Here is a 16,429-nt window from a genome sequence, read left to right as displayed (position 1 = left end):
ACAAGGGGGCGGAGCTCACAAAGACGAGCGAAATCCCTGCGATCCCGCCCCATCCAAACATCCCCGGTTACTGCGCAACAGGCCCCTTGTGGGAGAAGGTGGATCGGCGCGTAGCGCCGAGCCGGATGAGGGGTGCTGGAAGAAACTCGGCGTTAAAATATGGAACGATTTTAAAGCCTTACGTAGCGATCCGTCCGGCACCCCTCATCCGACCGAGCTTCGCTCGGCCACCTTCTCCCACAAGGGGAGAAGGGAAAACCCTCCTCAATACCCCAGCAGTTCCTTGAGCGGGATGACGCGGAAGACGTTTTTGATGGCGTAGCGGTTGAAGGTCAGCGTCTTGGGCGGATTGTACTGCTCGACGATCAACTCGGCGGCGGTGCGCTTGACCAGCTTCTTGATGAAGGCCTTGCCGTTTTGCTCGTTCTCTTCGGGCAGCGTCTCGATCACCACATGGTCGCCGGGCACGGCGTCGCGGCCGCCGCAATAGATCATCTCGCCGGGCTCGTAGCGCGGCACCATCGAATCGCTCAGCACGTGCAGCGCAAACACATTGCGCAGATGCCGGATCCCCGGCGGCCGCTGGACATAGCCGGCCGGTTGGCCGTTGAAGGTGAAGTCGCCATCGTCGCCGCCGACGGCGGTGCCGAGAAGCTGGATGTCCATCGGTCCGGCGGGCAGGGGGCCGGGATCGGTGACGATCTCGGCATCGGCGACCGGTCCAGCATCTTCGAGGAAGACGACCTCGCCCTTGCCGAGCGCCACCGGATCGACGCGCAGGAAAGCGGCGGTCTTCAAAAGGTTCTCGGTCTTGGGCAGGTTGCGCCCGGTCTCCCAATTGCCGACGGCAGCGACGTCGGTGTCGTTGTGCTCGGCAATGTGACGCATCACCAGGCCGCGCTGCTTGCGCGCCCGGCGGATCGCCGCTCCGACCTTGATCGACAGTGCAGTTTTCGCCATGGCTCCCATCTGAGACATAAGATTCGGTTTCGTCTATGCAAGAATCGCTTGCATTATGATTTGAGTTATGCTCTTATGCGGGCATGCACAAGTCGCTTCACCAGCTTTCGGTCCTTAAATCCGCCGTTCAGCGCGCCGGCGGCGCTGGCCTGGAGGCGGTACCGCAAACGATCGCCAAGGCCATGCATGTGCCAACCGTTTCCCCTTCGTCGCGGCTGTCCTCCTCCCCGGCCGGGCCGATGCCCGAGGCTCGCGCCTCGGTTCCGGCAGCGCAAGCGGCCGGAACGGCCGGAGCCGTTCCCCTCACGGCTCCGGCCACGAATTACCCGTCGACCGGCAACGCGGGTGCCGCGGTTTCCTGGATCCGTACCGAAGACGGCACGGTCATCGCCTTCGACAAGCGGATGGGCAAGGCAGTCTCCGGCGCAACCAGGCAGGCGGCCGAGATGAAGCTCGATCGTAGCAGGCCACGCGAAGGCTGATCGGCTTTCCAGCCTGAGAGCCGGCGAAGCCGGCGCCACACACAACCACCCTTGCAGGGAATAAAACATCATGGCCGCCCGCTATTCCGCCTCTGAATTGGAACAAATCGAGAACTTATTGATGAGCGGGCTGTCGGCCGCGAAGATCGCCACCCGGTTGACCGCGCTGGGCGGCCGCCCGGCCTCGCGCGCGGCCATCATCGGCATCGTCCACCGCACCGCCCGTTTGCGCACCATCGGCCTTGCCAGATCCAAGGGCCGGTGTGGCGGACGCTCGGGCGGCCGGCTCGGAGATTCGGCGCCTGAGCCATCAAATGCCGCAAGCCAAGCGGAGGCCGATCCGAAGGCCGAGCCACGCTGCCGCCCCGCCAGGCTGTCGGCCAGGCTGGCGCCGCCGGCCTGGCAGCCGGGTCCGGCTCGGATCACCGGGTCCGATGGCGAGCGGCTCGAAATGCCGGCGCCGCGCCCGATCGCCGCCGGCGGCCGCCAGCCACATTTCGCCGCCATGCGCTTCATCGATTGCCTTTTCGACCGTTGCCGCGCGCCGCTCGACACGACGCTGCAGGAGGATGCCGAAAACGATGCCACCGGCAGTCGCCCCGGTTTGGACATGCTGTGCTGCGGGCTGCGCACAAAGCCTTCGAAAAGTTACTGCGCCTATCACGCGGCGCGCTTCCTGCGCACGCTGCCGGCCGAAACGATTTGAGCCCAGTGGATGACGGAAATTCGCCAGAGCCCGACGACAAAAAACCAGGAGGACCGAGCCGATGAGCAGCAAAATCGCCCAGAAGACCAAAGCCAGGCCGACGCGATTGCCGAAGGGCGAGGCCGAGCAGGTGCGCATCCGCAAGGAGATCGGCCATGATTTCGCGCTGAAAGACGACAGGTTCGGCCGCAAGCGGCTGGCCAAAGGAACACAGGAGGCGGCGCGCCTCTATGAGGTCTCCAATGACGGCCACACTGCGACCGGCGGCATCGTGCGGGTGCGCAATGTCGACCCGCTGAGCGGCCTCACCTCGCTGTCGCGCCAGCAGCGCGAGGCGGGGATGCGCTACCGCCAGGATTTCCGCAGTTCGTCGGAGGCAACCGCCAAGCCGATGGCTTGGGCCGAGCGTGTCGACGGCGGCCGCACCGGCAGCGGCGTCGCAGAACACATCCTGTCCGCCGGCCGCGACCATGCCGAGGCCACCAGGGCGCTTGTCCATTGGGAGATCGCCGGCATCGTGCAAAAGGTCTGCTGTGCCGACGCAACGGTCAAGAGCCTGGCCGAACAGGCGGGCGAACCGCGCGACGTGGTGGTGAAACTACTCAAGATCGGGCTCGACATATTGGCCGTGCATTACGGCATGATGCTGATGCGCAAGCCGAGATGAGGAGCCCCGCCGATCCGGCCGGCACTACCGGCCGGATCGATCCGTCAACGACGGCAGACACGGATTCTTTCGATGATCCGGTGGTGATGACGCCAGTGCCTGATGACTTCGGTATGGCAGCGCCGGTGGTACCGGTACCGGTAGCGCGGCGCGTAGTCCTCGTTATAGACATCATAGCGGTAACGGGGGACGTACTCATCGTCGTAATCGGAATACCGATGGTGGCGATAATAATAGTCGTCGTCATAGCCGTTGCCGATGCCGATCGTGACGCTGCCGCCGGCATTGGCCGGGCCAATCACGGAAGCCGCCGAGGCGATGGCGATCACCGAGGCAAGCAGGAGCTTCTTCATAGCTACCTCCTTCATTAACGTCCCTCTAATAGAAAAACCCGCGAGGGGCAGGCTCGTTCCACAAATTAGCAAGATGCCCCCAACTGAGAGCCCCAATTAGCGCCGCGTGGGCGAAAATGCCTCTGGCTGTGCGGCAGGGTGGCCGTCGACGCAAGCCTCGAGCTGGTTGTGGTCCGCGCCGTATGTATCCCGGTGTCCCGTCAAAACAGCGACAATCGGGCGGTGCCAGTCCCGTCACCTTGCCGATCTATTGGACATGCCCCAGTTCCAGCAAAACGAAAGCGGTCGCACCCAGCACAGCGAGGGCGTAGGCCGCATAAAGAACAAGCAGCATCACCTCAAAGTCCCGGACGAAACTAGCGGCAATCCTGGTCTCCCTAGGCTCCGCCTTCTCGATGCGGTCGGCTTCCAGCTGCTCCGTTGCCACGACGAGGCAGACTATCCTGTCGTTGTCGGCCGCCTGCAATATCCGTTCGGTCAAATCGACTGCAATCACTGGATCATCGGCCAACTGATCCCGCGATAGCCGGCTTTCAGTGACGGTCTGGATTTCACGCTTTCTCACGCACGCATAATTGCGTCGACTAAATTAGGTTCCACTGAAATACCTAGTAAAATACATAGATTGCGCCCACCCGATCGCGATGGGTGAGGCGTGAGCCCAACTGCGCGGAACCCCGCCTGAGGCCCGCATTTGTCGACCGTCGAGGCGAATCTCGATCCGCATCCTCCGATCAAAGGGCGCCGGCTTCTTCATAGGCTGCTACGGTGCGCCAGTGCTGGTAGGTTGCAATGCTAAAGCCGCCAAACCTTCATATCGCGAACGCAGCGCCGACGTCTTCGGTTCTGACCGGTTATGACGAAGATCGCATGCTTACTTATATCCGGCTGCTCGACGCTTCGGCGGAAGGGACCGATTGGCGTGAGGTCGCCCGCATCGTTCTGCATATCGATCCGGAGCGGGAGCCGGAGAGGGCTTTCCGGGCGTGGGCGACACATTTGGCGCGTGCACGATGGATGACCAGGAAGCGGAACGAACTGCGCCAATTGCGTGATGAGTGGTGGGGATGAGCACCATCTAGGAACTGCCGTCCCGGTCTGGCCGTTGAGAGAGAAGGCCAACATGGAAAAGCGACCAATGACTTCTTGGCGAGCCAATACTTTCGAGCTGTGCTGCCTTCTTGCAGTTCCGCTGTCGCTTATCCTTACCGTTTTACTGGCTGGTCTCATCCTTAGCTGACCTGGCGTGGGTTGCTCGCCAAGGGCTGGTCGGTCGTGATCCGACAAGATCCCGCACTGTTACTTCACAGCCGCCGCCATCACATTCGAAAACAGCGCCCGTTCCACCGCCGGCTCCAGCGTTTCGGCGAAGGGCGTTGCCAGGTGGTGGCGGTCGCGGAAGGCTAGTTTGCCGTCGATGAAGACGTGGCAGGTGGTCTGGTCGCAAAACCGGTCGGTCATGTCGATGTAAGTGGCGTTCGGCGTCGAGCGCACGATGTCGCGCTCGACTGTGGCGATGTCGTCGTTTGCCGCCATGATCCTCGGCGTGTCGCATGTCGCGGGCGTCTGGCCCCGCCACAGCGCGCGCGCCACGCATTTGTCGGCGTAGCTTGCATTGTAGGGAACGTCCCTGATGACCGCGACCTTGATGCCGGCCTGGCTGAAGGCCTGAAGCGTCCAGGTGAGGCCCGTCCGCCACTGCGCTTGCCAATCGGCGTGCTTCAACTCCTCGGGCGATTCCTTCATCACATTGCCGATCGAGAATTCCGAAATCACCACCAGTTGCGGGTGCAGCGCGATGATGTCCTTGACCGACTGCTCGCGCCACTGGTCGCATTCGGTGTAGTCGCGCTTCAGCCGCCAGTTCCAGGTCGTCACCCGCGAAGCCCGGCAGGAGGATTTGAGAAAGGTGACGACGCGAAAATTGTTCTTCTCGGCCGCCTTGATCAGCGGCGTCGACCAATGGTCGGCATGCGAGTCGCCGAACAGCACGACCGAGCGTTGGGCATCCTTGCGGCCGAACATGCAGGGCTTCGGCTTGACGGTCTCGAAATCGAGCACGCAGCCGCCATTGGTCGCGCGCACGGTGGAGAGTTGGGCGGCGCTGTCGGCGATGACGTGCTGTTCGGGGCTGAGATTGTGCTCGGCAAAGCGCGCATTGCCATAGGCCGCCACCACGCCGGCGCCGGTCAGCGCGACGGCGGGCACCAGCGCCCGCGCTGCTCCGGCCATCAGCCAGCCATTGCGGCGGATCGGGTTCTCGACGAAATGATAGGTGAACATCGACAGAAGCAGCGTCAGCGCCGCGCAGGCAAAGCGGTCCAGGATGGACAGGTTGGGAACCACCATTGCCGCGTAGACGATGACTGGCCAGTGCCAGAGATAGAGCGAATACGACAGCCGGCCCAGCCATTGCATGGGCGGCAGCGCCAGCACTGCGCTCGGCAGATTGCGGCCGCCGCTGCCGCTGAGCAGCAGCAGCACGGTGCCGGCGACAGGCGCCAGCGCATTCACCCCGGGAAACGGTGAGTCTTCGTCCAGCATCAGATAGGCCCAGGCAATCAGCACCAGACCGAGGCATGCCTGGAACGTGGCGAGCAGCGGCCGGTCGCGCCAGATCTTTGCCGGCGCCATGGTCGCGAGCCCGCCGGCGGCGAATTCCCAGGCCCTGAGCGGCGAGAAGTAGAAGGCCCAGGGCTGCGACACTTCCGTCAGCCAGGCGCAGGCGGCGAAGGAGGCTAGGCCGGCGAGGCCAATGACGATTATAGCGGTGCGCTTGCCCGGGCGCAGCCATGCGGCCATCAAAAGCAGCGCCGGCCATGCCAAATAGAATTGTTCTTCGACCGACAGCGACCAGAAGTGGATGAAGGGGTTGTTGGTGGCGTCGGCGGCGAAATAGTCGAACGACCAGCGGATCAGCCAGAGGTTGATCATGTAGGCGGAGGCGAACATAGCGCCTTTCGAATAGAGCGCCTGTTCCTCCGGCGACAGGATGAAGTAACCAGCAAACAGCGTGGCGAGAATGACGAACAGTGCCGCCGGCAGCAGGCGCCGGGCGCGCCGGGCGTAGAAGCGCCAGAGGTTCAGCCGCCCGGTTTCGGTTATTTCCGTAACCAGGTGTTTTGTAATCAGGTAGCCGGAGATGACGAAGAAGATGTCGACGCCAGCAAAGCCGCCGGGCAGGCCGGAGAGACCAAAATGGAAGGCGATGACACCCGCCACCGCCAGTGCGCGCAGCCCTTCGATGTCAGGCCGAAATGATGCCGACACAATCACCTCGTGCAAGGAATGCCCACCTCGCAGAGGCTCGACCCGATGCGCCGATATTGCAATGCAACAAATCTAACGCAGTGCAACATAGGGCGAGGGGACAGGCTCCTCCCACTCGTCGCATGGGCGATTCGCTCACATTGGCGGTTCAGTCATGAGGCGATTGAGATGGAAGCGAAGGGTGCCGAGGCGATCAGGCCTTTTTCAAAAACTCGGTCTTCAGCACCAGGCCCTTCAGCTGCCTGGTGCTGCATGCGATCTCGCCTGGATCGCCGGTGCCGGCAATGCCATGCGGAGGCTAACCGGCGGGCTGCGAGCAGACGGGACCGCTCGGGGTGGCATTGCCACTCCGCGACATGCGTTCCGACCAGGCCATGCCGATGGCGCCACGGCAATCGAACAAAAGCCGTGGCCTTCATTGCGCGGATATTCCGGCGTAGCGACGTCAAATGGCTAAGCCGCCGTGCAGACTGGAAGGTCGCGCAATGACGGACCTGCCCGCCCTTTCGCTTGGTCCGTTATTGCGATCGGCAAGACGCCGGCGGTCACTTGTTACCGAGCTGGTTGGCCATCTTGCAGAAGTCGGCATGCGTCTTGGCAATGCCGGCGTCGCTGCATTCCTTCAACACCATGGCCCGGTCGCTCGTGGACATGGCCATCCATGCGGTCTTGAATTCGGCTTCCGACTTCATGCTCTTCATGCCGGCGTCGGTGAAGAAGGGTGACATTTTCTGCGGATCGTCGAGCGCCGAAGTGCCAGTGGCACCGGCGGCAAGCGCTGCGCCGGTCATCATCGAAAGCGCCATCGCGCCCATGCAAAGCATCTTGATGTTCATGATCATTCCTCCTGAGCTGCTGCTTTGAGGTTGTCCATCAGCGATCTACGAAGGAACGGTGTTTTGACCCAAAAGTTCCGCGTTCCGGCGCAGACATGGAACAGGATTGCCCGTGACGCCATTTATGCAAAAAATTCTACCGTGACTGAAAAATTCTACCGTGACTGAATAGCCGCGCTGCCGATCTGAAGCCCGACAAAGCCAATTAAGGTCCAGGGCAATCGGTGTCCAGTTGGGGGAGACGCTGCGAAGTTGCACGCCGGCTCAATATGCCCGATCATGGCGACGGCGGGGCGGAGGTATCAAGTGGCGGCAAATCGTCGAAACGGCGCGCACCTGTCGGAGCCCCGGCGGGCGGGCATTGTTGCCGCTGCCAGGGCGCTTCCGCGCACATCGTTGCCCAGCGTAGCGTCGGTCGTGACGGCCGTCGCGGCGCTCTATTTCGGGCGCGAGGTCTTTCTGCCAATCGCAATCGCCCTGCTGCTTACCTTTGCGCTTGTACCGATGGTGTCGGCACTCAAGCGCGCTGGCATTCCGCGTCTTCCTGCCGTGATCGCGAGCGTGCTCGGCGCATTCACGGTGCTGGCGCTGTTCTCCTTCATCGTCGCCACGCAGGTCAGTGAACTGGCGCAGAACATCCCGCTTTACCAGGCTAATATCCTGACCAAGGTCCGGTCCCTCAAGGACACCGGCGTCGGCGGCGGTATCGTTTCCAGATTGAGCCGGGTGATCGAACGCGTCGGCCAGGAACTCGACAGACCCGGACCTGTGCAACCCGCCGCCGATCAGCCTCCGCGGGAGCCGATCCCGGTCGAAATCGTCGCGCGCGAACGACCGCTCGAGGTTCTCCAGAATCTGATCGGCCCGCTGCTGAGCCCGCTGGGATCGGCCGGGCTGATCGTCGTGGTCGTCATATTCATGCTGCTCGAGCGGGAAGACCTGCGCGATCGTTTCATACGTCTCGTCGGCTACGGCGATCTGCATCGAACCACCGAGGCGCTGCAGGATGCCGGCAAGCGGGTCGGCCGCTACCTGCTCATGCAATTGGTCGTGAACATCGTCTATGCCGTGCCGATTACGTTCGGGCTTTGGGTTCTGGGCATACCCAATCCATTGCTGTGGGGCTTGCTGGCGCTGGCGCTGCGCTTCGTTCCCTATATCGGCCCGGTCATCGCGACGCTGCTGCCTCTGTTCCTGGCGCTGGCCGTGGCGCCCGGCTGGTCGCTCGTGCTATGGACCGCCGGGCTTTTCGTGGTCGTGGAACTGATCACCGGCAACGTGATCGAACCCTGGCTCTACGGCTCGCGCACCGGGCTGTCGCCATTGGCCATCATCGTTGCGGCGATCTTCTGGACCTGGCTCTGGGGGCCATTGGGCCTGGTTCTGTCGACGCCGCTCACGGTCTGCCTCGTCGTGCTCGGCCGCCATGTGCCGCAGTTCGAATTCCTCGACGTTCTGTTCGGCAACGAACCCGTGCTCGAACCGCACGCCCGGCTTTACCAACGGCTGCTGGCCGGCGATCCCGAGGAAGCGACAGACCATGCCGAGGAGATGCTGGAGGAAAACTATCTAGTCGAGTTCTACGACAAGGTCGCGATTCCCGCACTTCTGCTCGGCGAGCAGGACCGTGTGCGTGGTGTGTTGAGCGATGAGCAAAGACAGCAGGTCGCCGGCAGCGCGCTGACGATGGTGGCGAACCTCGACGACAGCGCGCAGGAGGAGGCGGAAGCGGACGATACGGCCGCGGCCGAGGACAATGGTGTACGCGAGGACAAGCAGATTCAGGGGGAGGACGAGGACGACACCGAACTGCCGGATGGCACGGGCATGTCGGTGCTGTGCGCCGGAGGGCGCGGCGAACTCGACGACGCCGCTGCCGCCATGCTGGCGCAGGTGCTCGAAGTCCAGGGCGCTACGGTGTTGAGGGCGAGCTTCGCCGATCTGGAACCGGGAAGCATTCGCCGCCTTGAACTCGACGCCGTCGATACCGTCGTCGTCGGATTTTTGAACCGCGATTCCGTCAAGCACGGCCGGTTCCTGGTCCGTCGGCTGAAACGCGCCAAACCAAGGTTGCGGGTGGGTATCGTGTTGTGGTCGGAACCCGACAGCGACAACCAGGAGGCAGACGCCAGATTGGCCAACGAGATCAATGCCGATTTCGTCGCACACGGCATGGTCGGCGCGGTGCTCGGCGCGTTGTCCAGCGCTCCGCCGGTGGCGCTGAAGGCTACCGCCAAACGCCGCATGCGCCGCTTGACGCCGGCGCGCAAGAAAGAGCCGCTCGCCGCGGCAAAATGAACGCGGCCGACGACGGCGGCAGGTCGGGTTATTACCGCTTTCGCGAAAGTGGTAATAACCAAACGGATCAGGTTATCCTCGCAAGGTCGCGCTGAACCGTCCGCCCCGGCAAACGGCGCCAACCTTCATACAGTCCAGAAATAGCGCACCGTATGGAAGAAGACCGGGGCGGCGAAGACCAGGCTGTCAGCACGGTCCATCATGCCGCCATGGCCTTCGATCAGATGGCCCCAGTCCTTGACGCCCTGATCGCGCTTGATGGCGGAGGCGACCAGCCCGCCGAGGAAGCCCATCAGGCAGGCGATGAAGGCGACGCCGGCTGCCTGCAGCGGCGAAAACGGCGTCAGAAACGACAGCAGCACGCCGAGCAGGCTCGATGCCGCCAGCCCGCCGACCAGCCCCTCCCAAGTCTTCGACGGCGAGACCGTCGGCGCCAGGAGATGCCGGCCGAACAGCTTGCCGAAGATATATTGCAGCACGTCGCTGCCTTGCACGGTGATGATCAGGAAAGCGATCAGCAACAGGTTGCGGCCTTCGAAGCCAGGCACATCGAGCGTCAGCAGCGCCGGCACGTGGCTGACGCAGTAGACCGAAATCATGACCGCCCATTGCTGCGCCGAGACGCGCTCGAGAAAGCGCTCGGTGTCGCCGTGCAGCGCGGTGATCGCCGGCATCAGCAGGAAGCAGTAGACCGGGATGAAGATGGTGAACAGGCCATACCAGGCGGTCCACACCAGCCAGTACTGGAACGGGATGACGATGCCGAACATGCCGAGCAGCACCCAGTGGTCGCTGCGGCGGCTGTGCGTCAGCGTCACGAATTCGCGCAACGCGGCGAACGAAATCAGCGCGAACAGGATGGTCATGCCGGGGCGGCCGAAGAAGAAGGCAACGGTGATCGCCACCACCATCACCCACCAGGCATTGATGCGCTGGGTGAGGTTGACCAGCGTCGGCGACAACGGCTTCGGCGCGCGCCACGACAAAACGCCGGCGACGACGCTGGCGCTGATCAGCACCGCCAGCAGGCCGACAATCAGAATGAGGGTTTCGTGCATCATCGGCAGCATTTTGCCTTGATCCTCAATCGTCTCGCTCCGGCCGGGGGTTCAGCGCCAGCAGCGTTTCGCGGGCGCGGTCGAGAAAGGCGCGGCGTTCCTCACCAGGTTGAATGGCGATCGGCGCGCCGAAGACGACGCGGCAGAGCAGCGGCACCGGCACGAATTGCCCCTTGGGCAGCACCCGCGACATGTTCTCGATCCAGCACGGGATGAGCTCGACATCGGGTCGCGCCATCGACAGATTGTAGAGGCCGGAGCGAAACGGCAGGAGCGGTTCGTCGGTCATGTTGCGCGTGCCTTCGGGAAACAGGATCAGCGAATGGCCCTGGTCGAGCACCGACAGCATGATCGAGATCGGGTGCTGCGTTTCATCCGTCCACTGCCGGTGGATCAGCACGGAAGACAGCATGTCCTCGGCGATGAACCGGCGCAGCCGCGTCTTGCCCCAATAATCGGCGGCCGCCACCGCATGGGTACGGGCGCGTTCCTTCTCGCTGAGGCAGGCCGACAGCAGGATGAAATCGCCGTGGCTGGCATGGTTGGCGAAGTAGATGCGCTGCCGGTCCGATGGCTGGCTGCCGTTCCAGATCGGCCGCACGCCGGTGACCGCCCAGGCCAGCGCCGACAGGCCGACCGAGGTCACCGTCTGCAGCAGGGTATAGGTGCTGACGCGAAGCTTTGTCATGGACGGGCTCAAAAGAATGCCGCGACGACCGAGGCCGCCGCGAACAGGCCGAACGCGATACGCTGCTTGGCGAGCAGGCGGCGCGTGCCGGCCATCCGCTGCTCGAGTGAGCGGCCGCCGGCAGTGGACTTCAGCCGCATGCGCGCCAGCACGTCGTCGATCGCCGCGCCGCCGCCTGCCTCGCTGGCGTGGCTGGCCATCAACCGAAACAGCAGCGCGTCGAACAAAAGCAGGGCCGAGAGAATGATTGTGGCTATGGCACTTGCGGCGGCGATCAGCCAGGCTACCGCGGACAGCGACGATGTTTGCGGCGCAGCCGCCAGGCCGATGACCGGCGCCGCCAGGAAGGCAGCAGCAATCAGCAGCAGCGGCCATGCCACCTGCACCATCAGCCCGGCAGCGAACGCTTCGGCCCTGTCACGATAGGCGGTCATGCCGGTGCGTCCGTGCAAAGATGCACCGGCCGGCCCGCGGCGGCGAGCTTGCCTCGCGCCTGATCGGGCGTGGCGGCCCGGCCGCTGGCGACCAGCCATTCGGCGACCACGGCGGCGCTGCGTTGGAAGCCGAGCGCACAGCAGACCAGCACCGCGCCCTGCTTCTGCGCCGCCTCGATCGCCGCCACCGCTTGCGCACGCGCCTCGCGAGACGGCGGCAAAAGGTCGACCATGGGCAGGCTCACCCACCGGATCGAGGCGCCACGCGGCCTTTCCAGTTCGCCGGCAAGGTCGATCACCGTGCCGAAAGGGTCGGCTTCGGCGGCGGTCGGAAAACGGCCAAGGGAAACACCGTCGGCAATGACGATATGCGCCGGAAGCTTTCGCGTCCACGCCCACACATTGGCCTTGGCGCCAAGGCGGTAGGGCCAAAGCAGTAGACGGCTGGCCAGCGACACGCGGCCATCGGCTGTTTTCTGGAACACTTTGGCGCCGGCGCCGGCATAGGCGAAAGCGACTATGGCCAGCGCCAGTGCCGGCCACAACAGGATGAGCCACAGCGCCGAGACCAACGCGCCGGCAGCGGCGCCGGCCAGTGCAAGGCTTGCGCCGAGCGCATAGAACAGCGCCAACCGCCGTGCCTTCGGGTCAGCGCTCAGGCGGAAGCCGGTGAACGGCAGCTCGCTGTCGCGCGGAAACAGCCACAGGGCGAAAAGGCCGAGCAGCGCGCCGGTCGGAATGTCGATGAAATGGTGCTGCCACGTCGTCAGCACCGAGGCGCCGATCAGGAAACACCAGACATGCCAAGCGAAGCCGGCGATGCCGGTCAATCTGTAACGCCAATGGTCCCAGATGATGACCAGCAGCGCGATATGCAGCGACGGCGCCTGGTTGAAGGGTTTGTCGAAGCCGCCGAGCACGGCGAACATGAAGCCGGGCAGGCCGCTCGTCTGCGGGCGCACGAAGGTCGCAGTCAGCGGGAACAGGATGAAGCAGGCGACGGCGACGAGCTGCGCCGTCAGATAGCGGCCGGCAAGGCGGTCGACGCCGCTCTTCGAATTGTTCAACAGCAACGACAAGCCATAGAACAGGTTGATCGACCAGTAGGGCACGATCGTCCAGGCAAGGAACGGGATGCCATGCTCCCAGCCGTAGACGATGCTGCCGACATCGTCGCGCCGCGACGCCAGCCAATTGGCGAAGCCGTAGGTGGCGTAGAAGAACGGCGCCAGAAATGCCAGCCACAATGCGGCGCGCAGGACGATCCCGGGATACGGCTCGCGCGGCAAGGCCGGAAGGGCATCGCGAGGTAAGGCAGAGGCAGGCAAGTCCATGTTCAGACGCGCCGCGCGACCGAAACGGTGAAGATGCCCCACTGGTCGATGCGCTGGTCGAGCTTCTCAAAGCCGGCGGCCGCCACCAGCTGGTCCATCTCGGCCTGCGTGCAGCGGCGCATCACCCAGGACTGGCCGCCGCGATGCGAGGTCAGGCTGCGCGCGATCATCTCGAGCTGCGGATGCCAGGGCTGGTTGGTATAGACGAGCAGGCTTCCCGGCTGCATGGCGCTGGCCAGTCCACCGAGCGAGCGGGCGATCACGGCATTGTCGGCAAACAATTCGTAGAGCCCCGAGACGATGGCGAGATCCGGCGCCGGGTCGAGCCCGGCCAGCATCGTGGCGTCGAAGGCGTCACCTTGATGGAAAGTGACGCTCGCCGGCAGCTGGCGCTCGGCGATCAGCTTGCGGCCGAGCGAGACGTTGAGCTCGGAGAAATCCTGCAGCCGTACGCTTGCCGGCGGCTCGGCGCATTTCTGCACGGCATCGAGCACGTAGCGGCCATGGCCGGCGGCGATATCGACGATATGGACCGGCCGGCCGGCGGCCTTGAACGAGGCGGCGGCGCTGCCGATCAGTTCTTCCAGATGCAGCTTGCGCTGGCGGATGCCGCGCCAGCCGATGGCATCGAGAAAGGTGCGGTCGATCATGCGGCCGATGGGGCTGATGCCCCGCGCCTCGTTCTCGTAGACATAGTCGAGCGTCGAGCCCGAATCGAAGCCGGTGGCAATCCCCGTCTTCATACCGGACGACAGCCAGGCGCCCATGCGGATCGAAGCGCGGCTCATTGCCCAGTAGAGGCCCCTTAGCGACAGCAGCGGCAGCGGCGAGGCAAGCCGGTCGGCCTCGTCGCGCGTGTAGCCGGCGCGGTCGGCCTCGGTCAGGTCGACCGGCTTTTCCGGCGCCGCGAATTGCTTTTCAAGGAAAGGCCTGATCAGGTCGAGTGCCTTGTGGCGGTCGCGCTCGCCCAGCGTGTCGTGGAAGAAGCCGGCCAAAACATGCCGCTCCTTGGCCGGGCTCGCCAGATTGACGAAAAACTCGTGCTGCGGTTCATGCCGCACCACCCAGTCACTGCCGGAGATCAGAAGCTGTGTCGGCACCGTGATGGCGCGTCCGTCGGCGACGATGCGCGCAGCATGGTCGTAGAGCTCGACCAGGATGTTGGAGGCGATCGGCCGGGTGATCAGCGGGTCGGCGTCGAAGGAGGCGATACGCTCGGGGTCATGCGTCAGGAATTTCGCCTTGACGTAGGAATTCACGAAGAAGCGGCCCTTCAGCTTCTGCCACAACGCGATGCCTTGCTTGGCGAGGGGCACGTAGAGCTTGACCGAGAAGGCTGGCGAGGCCAGCACCAGGGCGCGAATGTCGGGCGCGTAATCGTGCACCCAGGCGGCGGCAAGCACGGCGGCGAAGGATTGCGCGATCAGCGCGATGTCGCGCCGGGCAAAGCCGTCGCTGTCGATCTCGCGCACAAAACAATCGATGTCGCGCACCAGCGCGGCAAATGACGGCGCATAGCCGCGTTCGCCGGCGGAGCGGCCATTGCCGCGCGCGTCCCAGGCATAGAAGGCGTGGTCGGGCATCTGGAACTCGTCGACCAGATGCGCCATACGGCCGCCATGCTCGTGGCCGCGGTGGAACAGCAGGATGGCGCCCTTGGGGTTTTCCGACAGCGCCGGCCAATAGCGATAGAAGATCTCTGTGCCATCGTGGCTCTTGAAGCTGCGCTCCTGCGCCACCCGCTCGATATTGACTGAAGCCACGGCGGCAACCGTCTGTTGGTGAAGCATGTTGTTCTCCCTGGCGAGACCGGAATTCAGCTACCGCTCCCGTTAAGGCCGCTGCGTATCCGGTTGATGGCGGTCGCCAGCGAGAGTGTAGCCATGGCCGGAAACACGAGCGGCGTGAGCGCCGGGACCCACAGGCCGGACGCGATAAGCACCGCGAGGATGCCAAGCGCCAGCGCCCGGTCGCTTTTGCCGAACGGGCCGGCATAGTTGCGCCCAGCTCCGGCCGCGATGCCGAGCACGCCGGCGAATTCCGCGATCATAGCCGCGATAGCGAATGCAACGACGCCCCAGGCAGGAAAAATGACAGTAAAGGCCAGGATCAAAGCGAGATCGGAGACGACATCACAAAGCTCGTTGAGATACATGCCGAGCGTCGAGGCCTGGCCATGTTCCCTTGCGAGCATGCCGTCAATGGCGTTTAGCGCCATTCGCGTAAACAGCACGAGCGGCATCAGCAGAAAGACCGCGCGGCGGCCTGCAAGGGCTGCCACCGCAAGGCCGGCAGCGAGCGAGAGGGCAGCGGCCAACAGTGTGATCTGGTTGGCGGTGACGCCGGCCTTGGCCAGGCCGTCGGCAAGCGGCCGCAGCCTGGCCTGGAAGGCCGGTTTCAGCGCATAAAGCGTCGGCATGTGCGAACCCCCCGGCCGCGGTGCAAATGATGTTGGCGAGGATGGTCAATTGGCGCGCAAGACGCAAGGGCGGCGCCCTGCCATTTTTCGACATCCGGATATGTCGGCGCTAGCTTTTCCTGTCATTGTCGACCGGGAACCGTGCTGGCAAGCTTTCTTCGGCCGTGGCCCAGGCGCGACTATGATAACGCCGCAGGACGAGAATGCATGTCGCGAAGACCGCCAGCCCGCAAATCACGCCGGGCGACATGCCTCCGCCGAAAGCGGACTTAACAACGATGCCGGTGAAGGCGCCGGCGATGGCGCCGTTGATCGTGCCCACCATCCCAGCGGTGGTCATGAAATATTGCAGCGGCGAGGGGCGGAGGCCCTTGTCGACCAGCACCGCCGAGAGGTCGTCATGCGTGGAGTTGACAAGGTATCTTTGCAGGACCGGCGCCAGCTCGACGAAATAGTGGCGGATCCTGGCCATGCCGCGGGCATGCACCATGTCCTCGATGGCAACCTGCACAGCGCGCACGAAGGTGACCAGGCCGATGAAGAAAAGGCAAGGTAGCAAGATAAGGCTGAACAACACGAACGGCCTGCCCATCTCCGTGACCTGGGCGACGAAGGACAAGGCAATCGTTGCGCTCGAGACCGACGTCAGGAACAGATTGGCTCGCTGGTTCGCTTCCTGAATGGTCGCGGCGCGAGCGTTTTGCAGCACGAAATGCTCGGTCGTCAGGCACTGCAAGACTTGCTGCGCCTGGTCAGGCGGAACCGGAGCGTCGGGAGAACGGGTCATCGACATTCCCCGCTTCTGCCCGCCGGAACCGGCAGGGCAGAAGCGGGCGTCGTCCTGCTGCGAGCCATCAGGACTTGCCGTTGCCGCCGTTGATGGCGATACGCTTGGCCTTGGCCTGAGCGCGCTCCGTCTTCGGC

At 63.9% G+C, this 16,429-nt stretch carries 17 protein-coding genes and 1 pseudogene; 5 read left to right on the top strand and 13 right to left on the bottom strand.

Annotated features, from left to right (window positions below):
• Positions 1–264: 264 nt before the first annotated feature.
• A complete protein-coding gene (locus NKJ17_RS32485; RefSeq protein WP_352691796.1) occupies positions 265–969 on the bottom strand; it encodes an XRE family transcriptional regulator in 705 nt (234 codons plus the stop codon).
• A gap of 74 nt (positions 970–1,043) precedes the next feature.
• On the opposite strand from NKJ17_RS32485, the gene NKJ17_RS32480 reads away from it, so the two are divergent.
• The 3 genes from NKJ17_RS32480 to NKJ17_RS32470 all read left to right on the top strand — a co-directional run bounded on the left by NKJ17_RS32480 (position 1,044) and on the right by NKJ17_RS32470 (position 2,815).
• Positions 1,044–1,442, top strand: coding sequence for a hypothetical protein (locus tag NKJ17_RS32480; protein WP_352691794.1), 399 nt, complete (start codon positions 1,044–1,046; stop codon positions 1,440–1,442).
• A gap of 121 nt (positions 1,443–1,563) precedes the next feature.
• Complete coding sequence (locus NKJ17_RS32475) at positions 1,564–2,148, top strand: GcrA cell cycle regulator (protein WP_352475567.1); 585 nt, start codon at positions 1,564–1,566, stop codon at positions 2,146–2,148.
• Positions 2,149–2,209: 61 nt separating this feature from the next.
• Entirely contained in the window at positions 2,210–2,815 is a 606-nt protein-coding gene (locus tag NKJ17_RS32470) for a DUF6456 domain-containing protein (protein ID WP_352475566.1), read from the top strand.
• 44 nt (positions 2,816–2,859) lie between these two features.
• Here the strand turns inward: NKJ17_RS32470 and NKJ17_RS32465 are convergent, their stop codons facing one another.
• Entirely contained in the window at positions 2,860–3,168 is a 309-nt protein-coding gene (locus NKJ17_RS32465; protein WP_292664589.1) for a hypothetical protein, read from the bottom strand.
• A gap of 247 nt (positions 3,169–3,415) precedes the next feature.
• Positions 3,416–3,733, bottom strand: coding sequence for a hypothetical protein (locus NKJ17_RS32460; protein WP_352691793.1), 318 nt, complete (start codon positions 3,731–3,733; stop codon positions 3,416–3,418).
• Between the two features lie 227 nt (positions 3,734–3,960).
• Between NKJ17_RS32460 and NKJ17_RS32455 the strand changes: the two genes are divergently transcribed.
• Positions 3,961–4,239, top strand: coding sequence for a DUF2285 domain-containing protein (locus NKJ17_RS32455; RefSeq protein WP_352475563.1), 279 nt, complete (start codon positions 3,961–3,963; stop codon positions 4,237–4,239).
• A gap of 228 nt (positions 4,240–4,467) precedes the next feature.
• On the opposite strand, the gene NKJ17_RS32450 is transcribed toward NKJ17_RS32455, so the two are convergent.
• The 3 genes and pseudogenes from NKJ17_RS32450 to NKJ17_RS32440 form a co-directional block, all read right to left on the bottom strand.
• On the bottom strand, positions 4,468–6,438 hold the full coding sequence (locus tag NKJ17_RS32450) for an acyltransferase family protein (RefSeq protein WP_352691792.1): 1,971 nt from the start codon (positions 6,436–6,438) through the stop codon (positions 4,468–4,470).
• A gap of 193 nt (positions 6,439–6,631) precedes the next feature.
• Positions 6,632–6,727 (bottom strand): annotated as a pseudogene (locus tag NKJ17_RS32445) (alkylphosphonate utilization protein); the annotation flags it as partial.
• A 256-nt stretch (positions 6,728–6,983) separates the two neighbouring features.
• Positions 6,984–7,274 (bottom strand): hypothetical protein, encoded by a 291-nt coding sequence (locus NKJ17_RS32440; protein ID WP_254819668.1) that lies wholly within the window; start codon positions 7,272–7,274, stop codon positions 6,984–6,986.
• 306 nt (positions 7,275–7,580) lie between these two features.
• Between NKJ17_RS32440 and NKJ17_RS32435 the strand changes: the two genes are divergently transcribed.
• On the top strand, positions 7,581–9,572 hold the full coding sequence (locus NKJ17_RS32435) for an AI-2E family transporter (protein ID WP_352507803.1): 1,992 nt from the start codon (positions 7,581–7,583) through the stop codon (positions 9,570–9,572).
• 125 nt (positions 9,573–9,697) lie between these two features.
• On the opposite strand, the gene NKJ17_RS32430 is transcribed toward NKJ17_RS32435, so the two are convergent.
• The 7 genes from NKJ17_RS32430 to NKJ17_RS32400 form a co-directional block, all read right to left on the bottom strand.
• The gene (locus NKJ17_RS32430) at positions 9,698–10,633 is read right to left on the bottom strand and encodes a phosphatidate cytidylyltransferase (protein WP_254819727.1); all 936 of its coding nucleotides are present in this window, start codon (positions 10,631–10,633) and stop codon (positions 9,698–9,700) included.
• A gap of 22 nt (positions 10,634–10,655) precedes the next feature.
• The gene (locus NKJ17_RS32425; protein WP_254819667.1) at positions 10,656–11,318 is read right to left on the bottom strand and encodes a lysophospholipid acyltransferase family protein; all 663 of its coding nucleotides are present in this window, start codon (positions 11,316–11,318) and stop codon (positions 10,656–10,658) included.
• An 8-nt stretch (positions 11,319–11,326) separates the two neighbouring features.
• Positions 11,327–11,752 carry a hypothetical protein gene (locus NKJ17_RS32420; protein WP_352691790.1) on the bottom strand — a complete coding sequence of 142 codons (426 nt, stop codon included), beginning with the start codon at positions 11,750–11,752 and terminating at the stop codon, positions 11,327–11,329.
• Positions 11,749–13,086 carry a phosphatase PAP2/dual specificity phosphatase family protein gene (locus NKJ17_RS32415; protein ID WP_352507802.1) on the bottom strand — a complete coding sequence of 446 codons (1,338 nt, stop codon included), beginning with the start codon at positions 13,084–13,086 and terminating at the stop codon, positions 11,749–11,751. Before NKJ17_RS32415 ends, NKJ17_RS32420 begins: the two co-directional genes overlap by 4 nt.
• Positions 13,087–13,088: 2 nt before the next feature.
• The gene (locus NKJ17_RS32410) at positions 13,089–14,876 is read right to left on the bottom strand and encodes a bifunctional alpha/beta hydrolase/class I SAM-dependent methyltransferase (protein ID WP_352691788.1); all 1,788 of its coding nucleotides are present in this window, start codon (positions 14,874–14,876) and stop codon (positions 13,089–13,091) included.
• A gap of 26 nt (positions 14,877–14,902) precedes the next feature.
• A complete protein-coding gene (locus NKJ17_RS32405) occupies positions 14,903–15,505 on the bottom strand; it encodes a CDP-alcohol phosphatidyltransferase family protein (RefSeq protein WP_254819663.1) in 603 nt (200 codons plus the stop codon).
• 109 nt (positions 15,506–15,614) lie between these two features.
• The gene (locus tag NKJ17_RS32400; RefSeq protein WP_352507800.1) at positions 15,615–16,292 is read right to left on the bottom strand and encodes a hypothetical protein; all 678 of its coding nucleotides are present in this window, start codon (positions 16,290–16,292) and stop codon (positions 15,615–15,617) included.
• Positions 16,293–16,429: the final 137 nt, after the last annotated feature.

It is taken from the genome of Mesorhizobium sp. M0208 (genome assembly GCF_040322015.1).
Taxonomy (GTDB): Bacteria; Pseudomonadota; Alphaproteobacteria; order Rhizobiales; family Rhizobiaceae; genus Mesorhizobium.
This window is presented reverse-complemented; position numbering and strand designations above follow the sequence as displayed.